This window comes from Alistipes muris, from assembly GCF_943193205.1.
In the GTDB taxonomy this organism is placed as follows: Bacteria; Bacteroidota; Bacteroidia; order Bacteroidales; family Rikenellaceae; genus Alistipes; species Alistipes muris.
On record NZ_CALPDD010000006.1, the window covers coordinates 50,754 to 68,296 of the forward strand.

Sequence of the window (17,543 nt, forward strand, 5' to 3'; positions counted from 1 at the left end):
TCTTTTATTTCTTCCGTGATAGCGAACCGTATCGCAGGAGAAAGATTAATGATTTGAGTTTGCGTTCTTAATCGAAGTCGTATCCGACAATCTGGTCTGCGTAGTTGCTCCAGCCCGATGCATCTTTGTAACTATCAATAGAAGCACTCGGAACGTAGATAGTTGCGGAGGTTGGGAAAGGATGACGGTATCCTGCCAATTGAGGCGGGGCGGTCGATTTGCAATAAATACTTTTCAGATTGCTGCAATTGCTGAATGCATAGTCTTCAATCAACATAATGCCCTTTCCAATTGTTACATTCGTTAGGCTGGAACAGCTGTAGAATGTATATTTCCCAATTGATATAACATTATTAGGAATGGTTATATTGCTAAGATATTTGCAATTGTAAAATGTTCCCTCTTCTATCGTCGTTACACCAGCAGGAATAGTTATGCTCCTTAAATTACAACGACTGAATGCGTATTTCCCAATCGACGTCACGCTGTTGGGAATTGTTACACTTGTTAGGTTGGAACAGTCGTAGAATGCACTCTCTCCGATTGAGGTAATGCCATTATGAATAACAATACTTTCTATATTGAGGCATCGTTTAAAAGCATTTGTTTTTATTTCTCTTTCATGAGAGAAAACCGTACCTTTCCCATTTTCGTAGCTATTGGTTGCAGATTTTGGATATTCTGAAATCGGGTTATTGTCGCATGTGGTGTAACTGAGTAATAAAGGAGCGGATTCACTTACTGTTGCAATTGATTTTATAGTTGTCGTTTCTTCCACCTTGGAGGGCGTTTGTGAATTGTGCGATTTTACAAACGGGTAACCTGCAAACGGGTCTTCTCCTGGATGATATTTCTTTTTTAAGATGATGTGGAATTTATGACGAGTAGGAAGAAACAGGACGCGGTTGGCTCCGATAAGTGTATGGTCGACTTCCCATCCCAATCGAGATAACATATTCAGAGTCTGGCCAAGATTTCTTCTCCCAATATAAATCGGTTTTCCATCGAACATCAATGTTGTTCTCAAGTGTCGTCCTCCACCGCGCTGGTAAAGGTCAAGATAGGCTGTTCTGGTTTGAGCGGAAACACTCGTGGCAATTAATATTGCCATAAGAAGCATTATCAAAAGTTTTTTCATGGACTTTAATAAATTTAAGGTCTATGTAATATGGCTTTGTAAAGCTGACAAATCAATTGTCTGAAAAGCTAATTTACATTGACTTGATATGCGTCGTTCGTGACAACGTAATTTACGAGTGTATTTTCGGGAATAACCAGTTTTTCGCCTTTTATACACAGGCAGAATAGGCAAGGCCAGCAAACCGTCAAACCAACACCGAGACCGACACCTAATGCCGTGCCTTTTCGGTCAGCCCCTTCCCGTATGAGATTCCCTTGCAGCATGATGTATTGCCCATCAATGGAATAGGTGGAGAGAAAATCCAATTTGATATAAGCACCTTTTCCTACGCCTTTGGCTTTTTGAATTGTGGCAGAAATCTCAACAGGAGTACCTCGTCGTATCAAAACATGCTGCCCGTTGTTGTCTTTAATGTCGGCATCCACAATTGCAGTTGGGACTGTTTGGGTTTTAGCGTTCGTATTGCTGTAAATAGCAGATGTAAGTCTGACAGGAATGTTCTTTCCATTAGGCAGTAGCACATGCGTTGTTTGGGCATGTACGCCAAATCCCATCGTGACGATAGCCACGAATAAACCAAGTTTCTTCATAGAAATGAAAGTTTAGAGTGCCGTACCAGCACCTATACGACTGTCAAATAAGATTGATTTGAGTAAACAGAAAGCGTGGTGCTGAAAACTTACTCAATGATTGCAGGTCGTAGGAAACCTTGAAGATTAAATAAGCAACAGCCCCACGCCTATACCCACGAATGGATATGACGCGGCAAGATGTTCGCCCATCCTCTCTTCTGTCGAATTTCCTACGTTCGCAATCAGAGAACAAGCTACACTTTCCGTGTATTCAATATGTTACTGCAAAAGTAGCATATTCAGCGGAAATTGCAAAACATCTTACTTATGGGTGCTGTTGCTGTTAGGATACCGCAAAGTTCAGTAAAACAAATTTTCCATGCAATAGTCGGTAGTATGGATTCAGAAATTTGTTATTCGTAAATTGAGGGTAAGGATTTCAAGGTTAAGCGTGCAGGATTTCAGAAAATAACGTATTGCATTTGTTCCTTGCCCCTTTTTATCCGCTTTACGCCAGCATAAAAACAGAAATGGGACATTGCCAAAACTTCATGGTTTTGCAATGCCCCTAATTACTGTAAGTTATGGTTTCCTTAAATGAAAGTGCGGTCTGTGTTTTACTCTCTTGCTATTTCCTGTATTACGTTGTCCATATAGATTGCTTGACCGCTCGTCGTGCGTCCCCACCAATAGCAATCGAGTGCGTCGATTACCACTTCATTTTGTGCTTTTAGTTCTCGTGCCAAGTAAGGCGATACCAGCCACCACTCGAAAATTTCGTCTTCGGTATCGACGAAAGGATACATGTATTCTTCATCAATCTTACCTGCACGGATAAGTTCCTCGACCACTTCGTTCTGTCCATAAAGCACATGCAAATCGGCTATGCGTTTCGCCCTTAATAGTGTGTCCATAATTCTTGTTTTTACATTCATCAAGGGAAGGGGGCTTTGATTAGTGTATCTGTTTGTGGACAGGGTATGAACGAAAAAGAACAATAGGAGGTCTTATTATTTTATGAATCGAGCTGAATTAAGGTTGTAAAAGTTTGATTTATACCATATATTCTGTACTTTTACATTAGTAAAAAGCATATAATTTATCATGGCGACAATATCATTAGAAGAACGTAGGCAAAAAGCAGTAGAATTAGTGGCGGAAATTACAGTTTTAAAGAACTCATTAAATTCTATTTTTAAGGAAACTAATTCTCTGTTTAGTGGTATAAAGTCCAATGACAAGATTTATAAGTCTCTTGTTGAAAAGTTAGACATAATAAATAAAGAAACAGCAATAGCCATAGCGGGTTTTAAAGGAGATAAAAACAAGATAATAAAACTCCTGAATGAAGCTGAAAAATTTTACAAGGATAAATATTCTCCTTTAGCGGCTAAATACGCTATAAAAAAGAAAGAATTTGTTGCGGATACAATTAGTGCAGATAAAGAGCGAAAGAAATTTGAGAAATTAAAAAGGGATTGTATGTCCCAATATAACGAAATTGTTTTATTGGGGAAGAATTATAAGGCAAGGATTATAGAGTTAAAAAAAATTGAGAACGCGATGCAGAATTTGCATCGTGCAGCAGAGCAAAATAAAGGTAAAATAGATAAGCTCCAAGAAGCTGTCACACTTGCACAAAAAGAAGCTACAATATCTAATAGCAATATCAAGGTTTTAGAACGTGAATGTATTTCTCTTACAAAAAATATTCGAGCATATGCCCGTGAATCAGATGTTAATAATCAAAAAATAGTAAAGCTACATCGTGATTCAGAAACAAAATTAGCGGAAATTCAGAGAATTTATGAAATCGCAAGTGAAACGGGGCTTGGTGGTGAGTTTGAAAAGCGGCGAAACAGTCTGAATGCCGAAATTAAAAAGTGGGAAATATATATTTTGGCAACATCTATTCTGTTGTTCGTCGGTATTATAGGATTATTTATTTTTCAATTAGGTATAAACCAATGGGTATTGAACGCTACTTTTGATTTGAATTTTTATGTCAGATTTCTAATCTTTTCTCCCGTAGTTTATTATCTCTACTTTATTTCAATACAATATAGTAAAGCAAAACAATTACACGACAAATATGCATTTAAGGTAACTCTTTCAATGACTATTAAATCGCATATTGAATTATTAACGCAACAAGGATATTTCAAAGAAGAGAAGCATTTAGACCAAATTTTAGGGTTTGTACTTGATGGGTTTAGAAATATTTATTGCGAGCCTAATAATAGTTCAGATGATTATAAAATGAGAATAAAGTTGGCTGATGTTGAAATAGAATTGCAAAAGAAAATCATTGACAAATTAGCAGAGTTAGCCCCTAAAAAATCTTGATAACTTTTAGTGTGTTTGCTAAATAAGTTCCGACCAGTTATGAACTAGTCGGAACTTATTATTTCACAATCATCCTATCTCTAACAATGGTTATGCAGGCCGTTGTCTTGCCATTGATTTTGGGCGTTGTATGTTTTACCTCGTATCATTTATTGAGGTCGCTCGCCTTTGCCGTCTGCTTTATCCCTAAATCATCATAAATGCCCTGCAACAGTTTCTTAACCTTGCTTTTGGCAATAGGGGTCTGTTTCTGAAAGGTTATGTTTGCCAGTTTCACGATTTTGTATTCGGTCGGGGCTGGCTGTCGTTTCATCAGTTCTCGTTTAATATTACTTACATGGTATTTCATTGCTTGCACCTTGTCTGTTCCCAACTCGTCGTAAGCCTGTTTCACTAATGGATATTTAATCCCTATTTGAGCGCATAAATCCTCGTGGCTCTCCAGCGAAAAGAATGGCTTGGTCGTTTTCAGACGGTGGTATTCATCGAACAGGTCTTTGAATGTAACACGTGCGTTGTCGTTGTTCTCTATCTTCTCTATAATCTCGCTGAACGTGTGGCTGGTTATCGTGTAGCCGTTTCGTTGCAGTTCATTCGTAAGGTTTACATAGGTTCTGTAAATGTGGCGGCAGATTTTGAAATTGACTATATCCATGTTGGCGAGGTTCTTATCGACCACCAGCCGATTGTCTTCTACGCGGACATATTGTTCGTTGATGTATTTGATTTTCGATAAGGTCTTTCCCCGTGCCGTATCGCTCAATGAATTTATCTCGTCGGCATAGCTTGTCGCTTCTGCAAGCACTTTCTTTGTCGATGCCACAAATTCATCCAAGGTTACTTCTCGGCTGTACTTGGTTGTGGAGTAAACATGGATAATCTCGCCCTTGTATTTGGAATCCCTGAGCCGCCCGCAAATCTGTGTGAACAGGGTCGAAATATCCAACAGCGTGTGGGATTTGTTACCGTCGCTGACGATGAATGTAACGCCGTTCTCGTCGTAAATATCGCACCCCTCAAAGCAGGTCGAGGTGTAAAAGTTTATCTTCCTTGCGGGGGCTGACGGCTGGCCGATGGGATAATCCTTGCCTAATTTGCGTTGGTTGCTCTCGCCATTGTCCCCGCTGACCGAGCAAACGACTTTGACCTGCTCGGGAGTGAGTTTTGCAAGGTCGATTGCCTTTGCGATGAACTCCACGCTGTTTACGAAAATATGCAAGTTGTGGGGCATATCGTTATCCAATACCCTGCGGCACTCCTTAACGATATATTGGGCTGGTTTGGATGTCTGGCGGGAACGTATCTTGACCTCTTGCAAATGCGGTCAGTTGATTTCGCAAACAGGCAGGGGTTTTAGTTCCTCTAAAACATACTCCTGCTCTATCGGAGTAGCCGTCATATAAGTTGCCTTGTCGAATTTAGCGGCTTCTGCAAGTAAATTCTTAATAGCGGTATGGCGGAACGAATAGGAGTTGAACAATACGTGTCATTCATCCACCAGCAGGAAAGTATCTTTATAAGGGTCTATGCCGATACTCTGCAATGCCTTAATGGTTCGTGGCAGGGAATCGTATGTAACAGCTATCTTTAATGGAGAATGGCTCTGTGCATAGTCGATGATGTCCTGCTCTTGGATGCCCTCGTAAACGCCCAGCACGGAAATATCATCCTGGCGGTAGATAGTCTTGTTCTTTACCAATGCCACGTAAGGCATGGCAATAATAGTTGGAATGGGGTTGCGGATGGCCAGCTCGGTAGCACCGCATCCTGTCTGCTTCTTGTTGAATAAACAATTAATGGGAATCTCGGTCAGAAAGTCTGACAAGTAAGTTGCTCCCTCGGGAGCGTTGATAGCTCAGTTGTTAATCATAACTGTAAGTATTGAATTATTAATAATATCTCTTGATTTGAAATCTTCTGTTTCTACTATCTTCCATAATTTTAGATTCTGAATCTATACTTATAAAGGAAATCTTCATTTCACACTCAAAAAATGTGGTAATGCAACGCAAAGAAAAGGCAGAGGAAATCTGCCTTGAAAGAATGAATACCATTTATAGTGGAGATGTCTTTGCTGAATTGCTATGCAAAGATATAAAATATTCAACCGAAAGTCAAATTATTTAATGAATATTTTGAAATAATTTACTCGGCAGAATACCATTGAATCGACCGACAAGAACACATAGACAGCCCTCGTTCCAAGCCACATATAATTGGAGCCGCACCTGCATTTTGTTCTGTTAGTTCGATATGATATATAAATCTTGATGAGAGTAAGGGGACAAACATTGACATAGGGGCTTAATCCATACCCCTTGTCGATGTCTGTCCTCTTTCCAGTCTATAACAAATGAGCCATCGCCGCGTCGATTTGGGAGTTCTCGAAACTATCCAAGTAAATTTGTGTAGTGGATAGGTCGGAGTGTCCTAACGATTCGGATATGAGTGCCACGCTTACACCAGACCGCTTCAAGACTGTTGCATAGGTATGCCTTGCTACGTATGTCGTCAAGGGCATTTCCAATCCGATCATTTCTCCCAGCGCTTTCAACTCTCGATTGATTTTCCGCAGTACCTTGTGCAGCCGATTGAAAATCTGCTGTGGGGTGGTGTGTTCATGGCGATTGAGGATAGGGAAGATATAATCTTCTCCGTGTCCTGCTGTACCGTACTTTTCGAGAATCTGCATGGCGTTCGGTACAAGTTGAAAGGACAATAGTTTCTGTGTCTTGTGGCGGGAGTAGTTCACACGCCCTTTCACGATGTCTTTATAACGCAACCGTGCAATATCGCCAAAGTTCATGCCTGCTGTAAAATAAGAGAACAAGAATAAATTCCTTGCAAGGCGTCGATATTCTGTCTTATGACCCTCTGTAATTTCGAGGTCGATTAGCCGTTGGATGTCGTCCTTGTCGATTGCTCGCTTGCGTGTTTTGGCCCACAAACTGCCTACTTGGAATAACGTGAACGGATTCTGTTTTACAGCGACCTTGCCCTCTTTAACTGCCTTGTTGTAGATGGCCTTGAAGATGGCGAACCTTGTAGCTATGCTGTTGTCCTTGTTGCCCCGTTGGCGCAGGTACAATTCCAACCCTTTCAGATAGTCGAGGTCGATAGCCTCTAATGCGGTTTTGACCGATTTGTAGCCATCCAACACTTGCAGGGCATATTTGTGTTTGGTGGCCGAGTTGATTTTGCCGAGCGATTCCAAACGCTCAATTTCTGCTTTGAAACCGTCCTCTATGGTAATCCCTGCATGGCGGCTCTTGTTGGTCTCGAAAAGCGTGTCGAATGTTATGGGAATATCCAACGCTTCCAACCACTGGATTTTCTTGTTGTATTCCTTGATTTTGGCTGTTATCTGAAACTGGATATTGTCCCTGTCGGGGCAGTCATCCGTTACTTTTTGAGCCTCTGCATTCCAATATTCATGGGCTATGGAGATGCCTAAACCAATGGTTTTCTTACGTCCGTCATGAAGAAATTGAATGCATAGGGGAGAATTGTTGTTTTTATAGATTACGTCTTTGCGTATTATTGCTTTGAATGTCATTGTGTTGCATCGATTTGATGCAGGGGGTTGGCAGACTTTTCTATGGGAAGTTCAATGGGAAGTTTATGGGAAGTCAGGGCTGTGAAAAGCCCGTTTCAACCCCTTTTTCCACCGTACAGAAACGAAAAAAGCCAGCAGTTACATTTCTGTAAGTTGCTGACTTTCAGAGCCGAAACCGAGATTTGAACTCGGGACCCCTTCATTACGAGTGAAGTGCTCTACCGCTGAGCTATTTCGGCCTTGGAAGACACGAGGTCTTCGGTTGGGATTGCAAATATCCGAAAAAAAAATATTTCTCGCAACAATTTGACCGAAAATATCGCTTTTGTTGCTATATTCGCGCTGAAACGGCCAGGCGTCCACCTGGCGAGTATAGCCGCAGACCGTTGCGCAACATGATTTTCAATATTCGCTACGATGCAGAAAGCATATCTCAATCCCACTCCCGACCAGACGTTCGAGGTCGTCGGCGAGGGGGCATATAATTTCGTCAGGGTCTTGGCGCACAGCCGCGAATTGCAGGCTTCGGGCGCTGTGGAGCAGGCTTGCGACGAGCGGTTCCAGGCGTTCCAGCGGCTGGCCGGGCTGATTCCCGACGACGAGGAGGTGATTCTGGAGTGGAACCACCGCAATTCGCGGGCGGCGCTCGAACTGGTCCACGCTTCGGCGGTCGATCATTTCCTTATCAACGATTTCGAGCTGTCGGCGGCACTGCTCGAAATGTTGCTCGACCTCGACCCCGAGGACCATCTGGAGGGGAGCGAGCTGCTCGCGTTCGATTATCTGGCGATGGACGAAACCGAATTGTTCGACGAGGTCATCAACGACCTTTCGGACAAGAGCGCCAGCCGGGAGCTGCTGTTGCTGTGGGCGGCATTCCGGCGTGACGGGCGGCTTCCGGAGGGTGAGCTGAAACGTTTCAAGACCCGTTTCGCGCCCTTTTTCGCCGAGTTCACGGCGGCGGAGCATCCGGCCGATGCCGCCTACCTGCGCGACATCGAGAGCGAGCGCCCCTCGTTGCAGGCGCAGGCCCGCGAGCTTTGGCTTCGGACCGAAAATTTGTGGGTGCTGTGGCCGCGGTTTATCGAAGCGTTGCAGTCGGCCGCGAAATAAGGACCTGCCAACCATAAAAAAGCACCCTGACAGCAGGGTGCTTTTTTGTTTGGGCGCCAGCCGCGTTTCTATTCTGCGCAGGCCGCGGTCGGTTCTGCGATTCCATCTGCCGTGGCGCGTTCTTCCATGCGTTTAATGCGAACGTCCAGGTCGGGGTGGGTCGAGAACAGCTGGTTGATTTTGCTGTTTTTCTGTGCGCCGGCTTCTTCCTGCATCGCTTTCAGACGCCGGAACGAGTAGGCCATGGCCCACGGGTTTTTGCCGCCTTTCTGAAGGAATTCATAGCCGTAGTCGTCGGCGTCGCGTTCCTGCTTCTGCGAGTAGGTCGCATTGGCAAGCGCTTCGCCTAAGTCGCCCAGCTGCGATTCGGAGAGCTGCGCCGCCTTGCCGCCGTTGGACGAAATGCCGTCGCGCAGGGCCGAAGCCAGCAGCGCGGTGCGGAATCCTTTCTTGGAATCGCGGTGGGCGATGTGGCCCACTTCATGGCCGATGACGCCCAGGAGTTCTTCGTCGGTCATGATGTCCATCAGCGACGAGAAGACGCGGATACTGCCGTCGGCGCAGGCGAACGCGTTGACGTCGATGACATAGTAGACCTTGAAGTTCAGCGCGATGCCGTCGGCGTCGGTCAGTCCTTCGGTCAGCCGGTTGAGCCGGAGCGTGTAGGGGTCGTCATCGGCGCAGACCGGGTTGTGTTCGTCCATCCAGTCGATATACTCCTTGACGTAGGCGGCCATCTGTTCGTCGGTCAGCGTGGCGGCCTGCGTTACCTTGGCGGCGCCGCTGATTGCTTTTTTCAGATTGAACTGCGCCTGTGCAGGCATCGCGGCGGCCAGGCACAGAAGTGCGGCCGCCCATTTTGCAAACGAATTTTTCATAACGTGTTTCTTGTGTTGAAATCGGAGTACAAAAGTAGTTATTTCCCGGGGATATGCAATTCGTCGTCGTCCTTGAAAAGGGTCGTTTTGAGCCTTTGATAGAGGAACGACAATAGCAGGAGCGTGACGCCCAGCAGGATAAAAACAACAATCCGGCCGAGCGTGGGCCATTGCCACAGGTCGTGCAGCACCAGTTTGAGCAGCACCAGTCCGAAGACGAAAAGCGAAAAGATGCGCAGAATTTTCTGGCGGCGGAGCATGCCCAGCCCCATCTGTACGCTTCCCGCCGTTATCAGTCCCAGCGAGAGTCCCGTACTGAAATTGCGGTCGATGCCCAGCAGCGTCAGCAGGCGGCAGAAGACGCTAATCCAGACCAGCGTGGCCATGATGTTGAGCACGATGGTGAAAGTTCTGCGCCGCGCCTCTTCCGTTGCGCCGCGGTAGAATCGGCATGCCATGTTCGTCAGCGAATAGATGACTGCCGCTACTGAGAGCCACGAGAATACGGCGCATGCTGTGCTGCTTTGGCCGGGCGTAGAGAACATAATCAACAGCAGCACGGCAATCCCGTTGGCTGTCAGATGAAGACGGGTGTTTTTCGCGGCCGGGAAATGTTCGCCCAGCAGCCGCAGAAGCCCGGAAATCGTCGCTACGCTCGTGAACAGCCATGCTTGCAGCCGCATGCCGCCCGAAAGATGGCGGAAGAATTCGACGTTCAGCATGAAATACAGCAGCCCTGCCGTGAGGACGACCCACACAACGTAGACGGCCGGATAGACCAGGAGCTTTGCCTGCCCGAATACCTCCCGTTTGCAGCGCATGAACCCAGCTCCGCAGGCGAACATCGCCACAGCGGACAGGGCGGTCAGAAATTCGCTGCTGCGGAAAATTCCGGCGTCGCTGTCGCCTGTGAGAAGTTGCGCCATAACATTCAGCGCTGTAGCTAAGTAGAGTGCAACGGCGCTTGCTTCGTAAATGCGGCGGCGCGTATGGACGTAAAGCCCGAGCGCCACGACCGTTTCAGCGGCCCAGCATAGGGTTGTGGTCTCGGCCCGGAACTGAATTGGGGCGGCCAGCGTAAGGAACAGGGCGGTCAGTCCCAGCAGCAGGTTTTGCAGATGCGGGAGTTGCCCGGAGTGCCGGCGGGTCAGCCGCAGGATGGCGACGTTCGCAGCCGCGATGGCCAGCGGTACGATGCCTGCGTAGCTTGCGGCGGATTTCATGTGGCCCAGGAACAGCAGTCCGAAGTGCAGGAACAGAAAATTGTTGAGGCTCACCAGCCCCGCCAATATCCAATAGAAGCGGCGGTTGTCGCGGGCTTGAATGACCGAGAGTATGGCCGCGGCAAAAAGTAGATAGAAAAGCGCCGCGAATCCCAGCATGTTGCGGGCGAAAGCCGGTTCGTCGAACGAATGGGCGGTGTATGCTACGAAGACGGCCAGAATCGCATAGGTCGCTGCGAACGAGATGACGGGCAGTTCCCACCACTTTTTGCGTAGCGAGAGCACGAACATGCCGCTGTGCAGAATCGTCAGATAGCCGAACAGCATCAGGTGGTTGCCGTTGCTGCTCGCCGTGATGAACGGCGCCACCAACCCGCCGGCCAAGGCGACTACGGCCAATTCGCGACGGTCGTAGCCCAGGGCGATGGCCGTCATCAGCAGGGTGGTGATTGTCAGTAACCCGAATGCCCAGCCCTGCGAAAAGAGTTCATAATAGTGGTAGGCTACGGCGACCGTCACATAGTATACCGCAAATGCTCCGCCCGCCAGCAGCGAGCCGAACCAGCGGTAGCGCTTTTGCAGCAGGGCGGCCAGAGCCAGCAGGGCGGAGCCGCTGGCGAAGCCCAGCCCGGTGCGCATCCTCTCGTCGAGCCAGTCGTTGTTGATGGCGTATTTGATGAAGAAGCCGATGCCGACAATCAGCACGAAGATGCCGATGGCGGCGAAAAGTTGGGTGCCGATGAACTTTTCGTAGTTTTTCCGGCGGCGGGGCGGGGTCTGTGCGCCCTTCCGCTCCGGAGCGTGCGAAAATTCCGGGCCGGGCGAAGATTCCGGGGCAGGCAGCAGCTCGGGCGACGGCTGCGGGGATTCCGCCAAGGCGGCGGTTTTTTCGGCTTCCCGATTGAGGGCCGGGCTCTCCGCCGTGCAGGCTTCGGCACTTGCGGCCGGGGACTGCGGTTGTTCCGGACGGGGGTCTTCGGTCGGCTGCGGAGACGCCTGCCTGTCGCGTTCGAGAAGTTGGTGCAGTCGGAATACTCTGGTTTCCAGGGAGCCCAGTTTGTTGAGGATAAGGATGCACAGCCCAGCAACAACGTAAAGCAGTATGTAGTCGAAAGTGTCCATAGGCAGACGGATTTGGTCGCCGGAAGTCTCTCCCCGGCGGGGTTATTCTCTCTTTTCGCGCACCAGTTCCTTGAAGCAGTGGCGGCAGATGGGTTCGTAGGTGTCCTGCGCACCCAGCATCACCTGCTTGTCGTCGCTCGTCAGACGGTGGGAGTGGTGGGCCAGGTTGCCGCAGCGGACACAGATGGCGTGCACCTTGGTGACATATTCGGCCGTGGCCATGAGCGCGGGCATCGGGCCGAACGGTTTGCCCGTGTAGTCCATGTCGAGCCCCGCGACGATGACCCGCACCCCGTTGTCGGCCAGCCGGCGGCATACTTCGACGATGCTTTCGTCGAAGAACTGCGCTTCGTCGATGCCCACCACGTCGACGCCCGCCGACATGAGCAGGATGTTCTGCGGCGAATCGACCGGGGTCGAGCGGATGGCGTTGGCGTCGTGCGAAACGACCTCTTCCTCCGAGTAGCGCACGTCGACGCGCGGTTTGAATATCTCGACCCGCTGGTGGGCGAACTGGGCCCGTTTCAGACGGCGGATCAGTTCTTCGGTCTTGCCCGAAAACATCGAGCCGCAGACCACTTCGATCCAGCCCTTGCGGCTGGCGTTTTCCAAAAACATTTCGGTAAGGTGAGAAAGGTGAAAAGTTACAGGTGCAAGGCGGTGTCGCGCGGGCCTCGGCCCGTTATTCTTCGATTCGTGTAATCTTGGCGCCCAAGGCGTTGAGACGCGTGTCGATTTCCTTGTAGCCGCGGTCTATCTGGTCGATGTTCTGAATCGTCGACGTCCCTTCGGCCGACATGGCGGCGATGAGCAGCGCCACGCCCGCGCGTATGTCGGGCGAGGTCATGCGCGTGGCCCGCAGGCGGATGCGGTGGTCGTGGCCGATGACCGTCGCACGGTGCGGGTCGCAGAGGATGATTTGCGCACCCATGTCTATCAGTTTGTCGACGAAGAACAGGCGGCTCTCGAACATCTTCTGGTGAATCAGCACCGAGCCTTTGGCCTGCGTCGCAACCACCAGGAATATCGACAGCAGGTCGGGCGTCAGTCCCGGCCACGGCGCATCGGCGATGTTCATGATCGAGCCGTCCAGAAAACTCTCGATGCTGTAATGGTCTTGCTGGGGTATGTAGATGTCGTCGTCGCGTTGTTCGAGCTGGATACCCAGGCGTTTGAACTGCGCCGGGATGATGCCCAAGTTGTCGTACGATACGTTCTTGATGGTCAGTTCCGAACGGTTCATGGCCGCCATGCCGATGAAGCTGCCCACTTCGATCATGTCGGGCAGCAGCGTGTGCTTCGTGCCGCCCAGCAGGTCGACGCCCTCGATGGTCAGCAGGTTCGAGGCGATGCCCGAAATGCGGGCTCCCATGCGGTTGAGCATCCGGCAGAGCTGTTGGATATAGGGTTCGCACGCGGCGTTGTAGATCGTCGTCGTGCCCCGTGCCATGACAGCCGCCATGATGATGTTGGCCGTTCCCGTCACCGACGCCTCGTCCAGCAGCATGTAGGTGCCTTTCAGATGGCGTCCTTCGACCGTGAAGAATTCTTCCGACGCATCGAAATCGAACTTGGCGCCCAGTTTCTGAAACCCGAGGAAGTGGGTGTCGAGCCTGCGGCGGCCGATTTTGTCGCCGCCGGGTTTGGGTATATAGCCCACACCGAAGCGCGCCAGCATCGGGCCTATCAGCATCACCGAGCCGCGCAGACGCGCACAGCGCTGGCGGTAGTCGTCGCTGCGGAGGTAGTCGAAGTCGATTTCCCGCGCCCGGAACGCATAGGTGTCGTCGGCAAGCCGGTCGACTTCCACGCCCATGTGCCGCAGCAGTTCGATCAGCTGCATGACGTCGAGAATCTGGGGTACGTTGTAGACCGTCACCCGCTCGGCGGTGAGCAGCGTGGCGCAGATGATTTGCAGCGCCTCGTTCTTGGCGCCCTGGGGGGTGATGCTTCCGCTCAGGCGGTGTCCGCCTTCGACTTTGAATACTGCCATAGTGGTGTAGTTTGGGGCCCGGCCGCACCGGAGCTGTTGCAAAGATACGAATAAATAAGGTAAAAGTTGAAAGATGAAACGTGAAAGGTATTTCCGTCTGCATGTTTAGAACAAAGCTAAAGCGACGAAAAGTCGGGCGATTTCGGGGCCTTTTGAAATATTTTCGCCGAAAATTTTTGCGAATCGCTTTTTTGTTGTACTTTTGCAATCCGTAAAAATGTCTGAAACGATAAAAATTAGATAGCTATGGCAATGAAGAGAACTTACCAGCCCTCGCGCCGGAAGAGAATCAACAAGCACGGTTTCCGCGCTCGTATGGCTACGGCGAACGGTCGCAAGGTGCTGGCAGCACGTCGTGCCAAGGGTCGCAAGAAGCTGACCGTATCGGACGAATCGACGTTCAAGTACGCTTAATTTTCCTCGGAGAGGAGAGTTTGCGGGCCGGCTGGAAAGCCGGCCTTTTTCGTGCGTGCCGTGGGGGCTGGGCCGGGTCTTTCCTGGGTCTCGTTGCTGGAAAACCGGCCTTTTTCGTGCGTGTTAGTGTGGCGGGGGATGCGCCGTGGCAAAAAAAATCCCGGGGAGAAAACCTCGGGAAGCAAGGGCCGTCCGGTTGGGCGGCTTATTCGTTGTCTTTGTAAAGGTCGATTTCGCCACGCTCGACCTTGCCGTACATGGCGGCCAGTTCGGCGATGACGGGCGACACAAGGTCTATCGTGTCGGCCACGGCGGGGCGGTCGCCCTGCCCCTTGATTCGGTAGAGCATCACCGCATACAGCGCCCGGAAGCAGAGTTCCGTGTCGCTCATCCCCGGATTGCCCACCACCGACCGCAGGCGCGGCAGTTCGCTTTCGAGCCGGGCGAAGGTCTTGCGGTAGTGCTCGCCGACCGGGAGTTTGAGTAGTTGCAGATGGAGGTCGTGCAGGTCCTGAATCAGATGCAGCGTGTGCTCCAGATGTCCTTTTTCCTCCTTGCCTTCCTGGCGCAGCAGCCCCGCAATGTCGAGGTACCACATCAGGAATGCGGGCTTCTGTTCCTCGGTCAGTTCGGTCCGCGGGGCAATCAGCTGCGAGTAAATCGCTTCGGGGCTGAATTGCAGGGCCCGCAGCAGGTCTTCTATCTGCCACAGATAGAGTATGTATTCGGCTATGTTCTCCCGCCGGCGGGCTTGTGCGATGTCCACTTGTTCTGAGGTTAAAAGTGAAAAGTGAAAAGTGAAGTGTTTTTCCGAGAACGCCGCATGCAAATGAATGTTTTTGCAACTGCTTTTTACCTTTCACCTTTTACTTGTCTCCTTGTTATTTAATCCACTTTTTCTCGGTCCGGTGCTTCAGAAAGTATTGCTGCGACTTGAGCAGGTTGCGCGACTGGAGCACCATGTTCTTGGTTTCGGTCAGAATCGTCAGATAGAGCATCGACGCCTTGGTGTTCGACTTGGCTTCGTTGATGCGCGTGAGTTCCGACTTGATGGCTTCGGCTATCGACTCGAAGAGCTGGTCGCGCAGCGAGAGCACCAGTTCGATGTCCGTGAAGTCGCCGTCGCGCAGCATCAGGTTGATACGGCGGTAGATTGCCTCCACGTCGTCGTTGATGGCCATCAGGTCACGGGTCTGTTCGACCGAAAGCCCTTCGTGGTTGTTGTCGATGTGCTCGAACGCCGGGCGCGTAATGTGGACCAGCGCCTTGGTCATCTCGTTCAGATAGTCCACCACCTGGACATAGTAGTGCGCCGTGTTGACGTCGCCGCTTTGCAGGCGTTTGAGCGTCGGCAGCAGCGCGTACTTGCGGTCGCGCGACTGGTAGAACAGGTCGTTCGATTCCTTGACCATGTCGCGCAGCACCTTGCGGTTTTCTTTCAGCACGGCTATCAGCGTGCGGTCGTAAATCTTCGTCGCGCTCTCCATCGTGCGGCCTACGTCACTGCGCAGTGTGGCTATGATGTCGTTGTTGGTTTCGGCTTTCGCTTCGGTTTCGCCGGGTTTGTTCTTTTTCGGGAAGCAGTTGCGGAACACTATCCAGCCGCACAGCACCGTCACCACGATGACGGTGACCGTCCCGCCGTAGATAAGCACCAGCCCCACGATGAACGAAATCAAGAATCCGCCCAGCGCCGTCACGAACCAGCCCGCAATGACCGTCATGACGCCCGAAATCCGGTATACGGCGCTTTCGCGGCCCCATGCACGGTCGGCCAGCGAGGAGCCCATCGCCACCATGAAGCAGACGTAGGTGGTCGAGAGCGGCAGTTTGAGCGACGTGGCCAGCGAAATCAGCAGGGCCGAGGTCGTCAGATTGACCGTCGCGCGAATCATGTCGTAGGGGGCTCCGCTGTGTTCGACGTCTTCGTACTCGAAGCGTTTGCCCACCGCCGCACGGACCTTGGCCGGTACGATGCGTTCGATGCCGTTGTTGATGTTCAGCGCTATGCGGACCAGCGTGCGCGAGAATACCGACGAGGCGTACTGTTCCTGCCCGTCGTCGCCCTGCGCCGAGAGCGAAAGTTCGGTCTGGGTCACACGCAGCACCGCTTCTTTCGATGCCCACAGCGCCACAATCATGATTATGCCTGCCATCAGCAGAATCGACAGGTTCGCCGGTACGTTTTCGGCCAGCGGTGTCATCAGCATCTGCGGGTCTCCGGTGGTTCGGGCGAACGAGTAGGCGTCGAATCCGGCTACCGGCACACCGATGAAGTTCACCAGGTCGTTGCCCGCAAAGGCCAGCGACAGGGCGAAGACGCCCGACAGAATCGTGATGCGCAGGATGTTGACCTTGAAGCGTTGGATGAAGAACAGCAGCAGCGAGCAGATGATCCAGCAGACGGTCAGCGACAGCAGCAGATGTTTTTCGATCAGTTGGACGAACGCATAGCCCGACAGCAACGACCGCAGTCCTTTGAAGACGGCGAAATAGACCACGGCCGTGAGCGAAATGCCGCACCACAGCGATCCGAAGCGCCGGAACAGGGTCGTATAGCGGAACGAGAAAATCAGTCGCGAAACGTACATCAGTATCGAGCCGCAGGTAAATGCGATGACCACCGAGAGCAGGATGGCCGACACCACGCCCATTGCGCGCGAGGAGTTGATGTATTCGCTCAGCGACCCGACGCCCACGGCCGGGTCGTTCGAGATTTTGTAGACCGATACGGCGACGGCCGAGCCCAGCAGGCAGAATATCAGCGACACGGTGGTCGACGTGGGCAGTCCCCACGAGTTGTAGAGCCCCAGCAGAATGACGTTGGCGAACATGACGCCTAAGTAGAGCATCATCACTTCGTGGAACGTGAAAAGTTGGGGGTTGAACATGCCGCTGCGGGCCACTTCCATCATGCCGCTCGACGTCACTACGCCGATGACGATTCCCACCGACGCCACCAGCAGGATGGTGCGCATCGAGGCGGCTTTGGAGCCGAGTGCCGAGTTGAGGAAGTTGACTGCGTCGTTGGTAACGCCGACGAAAAGACCGGAGACGGCAAGGATGCCCAGGATGCCGACAATGACGGTGTAGATTTCGCTCATGTTGAGGTTCGAGTGCAATTTCTGAACAAATGTAAGCCATTTTTCGGCACGTTTGCGTCTTTTGCGTCATTGTTAACGTTA

16 protein-coding genes and 1 tRNA gene are annotated in these 17,543 nt (G+C 50.8%); 4 read left to right on the forward strand and 13 right to left on the reverse strand.

All coding sequences use genetic code 11. The annotated features are described in order from the left end of the window. Nucleotides 1–67: 67 nt before the first annotated feature. The 3 genes from NFR47_RS04700 to NFR47_RS04710 all read right to left on the reverse strand — a co-directional run bounded on the left by NFR47_RS04700 (nt 68) and on the right by NFR47_RS04710 (nt 2,627). Nucleotides 68–1,138: a leucine-rich repeat domain-containing protein gene (locus NFR47_RS04700; protein ID WP_251214430.1), complete on the reverse strand. Its 1,071-nt coding sequence runs from the start codon at nt 1,136–1,138 to the stop codon at nt 68–70. Between the two features lie 68 nt (nt 1,139–1,206). Then, nucleotides 1,207–1,731 (reverse strand): hypothetical protein, encoded by a 525-nt coding sequence (locus NFR47_RS04705; protein WP_251214431.1) that lies wholly within the window; start codon nt 1,729–1,731, stop codon nt 1,207–1,209. Between the two features lie 599 nt (nt 1,732–2,330). Continuing rightward, on the reverse strand, nt 2,331–2,627 hold the full coding sequence (locus NFR47_RS04710) for a hypothetical protein (RefSeq protein WP_251214432.1): 297 nt from the start codon (nt 2,625–2,627) through the stop codon (nt 2,331–2,333). Nucleotides 2,628–2,817: 190 nt separating this feature from the next. Here NFR47_RS04710 and NFR47_RS04715 point away from each other — a divergent pair, with 190 nt between their 5' ends. Further along, entirely contained in the window at nt 2,818–4,059 is a 1,242-nt protein-coding gene (locus NFR47_RS04715) for a hypothetical protein (protein ID WP_251214433.1), read from the forward strand. Nucleotides 4,060–4,204: 145 nt separating this feature from the next. Here the strand turns inward: NFR47_RS04715 and NFR47_RS04720 are convergent, their stop codons facing one another. Further along, nucleotides 4,205–5,257, reverse strand: coding sequence for a hypothetical protein (locus NFR47_RS04720; RefSeq protein WP_251214434.1), 1,053 nt, complete (start codon nt 5,255–5,257; stop codon nt 4,205–4,207). 288 nt (nt 5,258–5,545) lie between these two features. Next, a complete protein-coding gene (locus NFR47_RS04725) occupies nt 5,546–5,884 on the reverse strand; it encodes a hypothetical protein (RefSeq protein ID WP_251214435.1) in 339 nt (112 codons plus the stop codon). Between the two features lie 176 nt (nt 5,885–6,060). Between NFR47_RS04725 and NFR47_RS08520 the strand changes: the two genes are divergently transcribed. Next, nucleotides 6,061–6,186, forward strand: a complete 126-nt coding sequence (locus NFR47_RS08520) for a hypothetical protein (protein ID WP_275556999.1) — start codon at nt 6,061–6,063, stop codon at nt 6,184–6,186. A gap of 217 nt (nt 6,187–6,403) precedes the next feature. On the opposite strand, the gene NFR47_RS04730 is transcribed toward NFR47_RS08520, so the two are convergent. Together NFR47_RS04730 and NFR47_RS04735 are read right to left on the reverse strand one after the other, a co-directional pair. Beyond that, nucleotides 6,404–7,615, reverse strand: coding sequence for a site-specific integrase (locus tag NFR47_RS04730; RefSeq protein WP_251214436.1), 1,212 nt, complete (start codon nt 7,613–7,615; stop codon nt 6,404–6,406). Between the two features lie 167 nt (nt 7,616–7,782). Further along, nucleotides 7,783–7,854, reverse strand: a tRNA-Thr gene (locus NFR47_RS04735). A gap of 178 nt (nt 7,855–8,032) precedes the next feature. Between NFR47_RS04735 and NFR47_RS04740 the strand changes: the two genes are divergently transcribed. Beyond that, on the forward strand, nt 8,033–8,728 hold the full coding sequence (locus NFR47_RS04740; RefSeq protein ID WP_251214437.1) for a tetratricopeptide repeat protein: 696 nt from the start codon (nt 8,033–8,035) through the stop codon (nt 8,726–8,728). Nucleotides 8,729–8,796: 68 nt separating this feature from the next. Here the strand turns inward: NFR47_RS04740 and NFR47_RS04745 are convergent, their stop codons facing one another. The 4 genes from NFR47_RS04745 to murA all read right to left on the reverse strand — a co-directional run bounded on the left by NFR47_RS04745 (nt 8,797) and on the right by murA (nt 13,944). Continuing rightward, nucleotides 8,797–9,606 carry a M48 family metallopeptidase gene (locus NFR47_RS04745; RefSeq protein ID WP_251214438.1) on the reverse strand — a complete coding sequence of 270 codons (810 nt, stop codon included), beginning with the start codon at nt 9,604–9,606 and terminating at the stop codon, nt 8,797–8,799. 38 nt (nt 9,607–9,644) lie between these two features. Continuing rightward, nucleotides 9,645–11,951, reverse strand: coding sequence for a DUF2339 domain-containing protein (locus tag NFR47_RS04750; RefSeq protein ID WP_251214439.1), 2,307 nt, complete (start codon nt 11,949–11,951; stop codon nt 9,645–9,647). A gap of 42 nt (nt 11,952–11,993) precedes the next feature. Continuing rightward, nucleotides 11,994–12,569: a thymidine kinase gene (locus NFR47_RS04755; protein ID WP_251214440.1), complete on the reverse strand. Its 576-nt coding sequence runs from the start codon at nt 12,567–12,569 to the stop codon at nt 11,994–11,996. Nucleotides 12,570–12,633: 64 nt separating this feature from the next. Continuing rightward, a complete protein-coding gene (gene murA, locus NFR47_RS04760) occupies nt 12,634–13,944 on the reverse strand; it encodes a UDP-N-acetylglucosamine 1-carboxyvinyltransferase (RefSeq protein WP_251214441.1) in 1,311 nt (436 codons plus the stop codon). A gap of 252 nt (nt 13,945–14,196) precedes the next feature. On the opposite strand from murA, the gene rpmH reads away from it, so the two are divergent. Continuing rightward, entirely contained in the window at nt 14,197–14,358 is a 162-nt protein-coding gene (gene rpmH / locus NFR47_RS04765) for a 50S ribosomal protein L34 (protein WP_010261331.1), read from the forward strand. Between the two features lie 205 nt (nt 14,359–14,563). On the opposite strand, the gene NFR47_RS04770 is transcribed toward rpmH, so the two are convergent. Continuing rightward, nucleotides 14,564–15,124, reverse strand: a complete 561-nt coding sequence (locus NFR47_RS04770; RefSeq protein ID WP_251214442.1) for a DUF4924 family protein — start codon at nt 15,122–15,124, stop codon at nt 14,564–14,566. Nucleotides 15,125–15,239: 115 nt separating this feature from the next. Continuing rightward, nucleotides 15,240–17,462 (reverse strand): inorganic phosphate transporter, encoded by a 2,223-nt coding sequence (locus tag NFR47_RS04775; protein ID WP_251214443.1) that lies wholly within the window; start codon nt 17,460–17,462, stop codon nt 15,240–15,242. Nucleotides 17,463–17,543 lie beyond the last annotated feature (81 nt).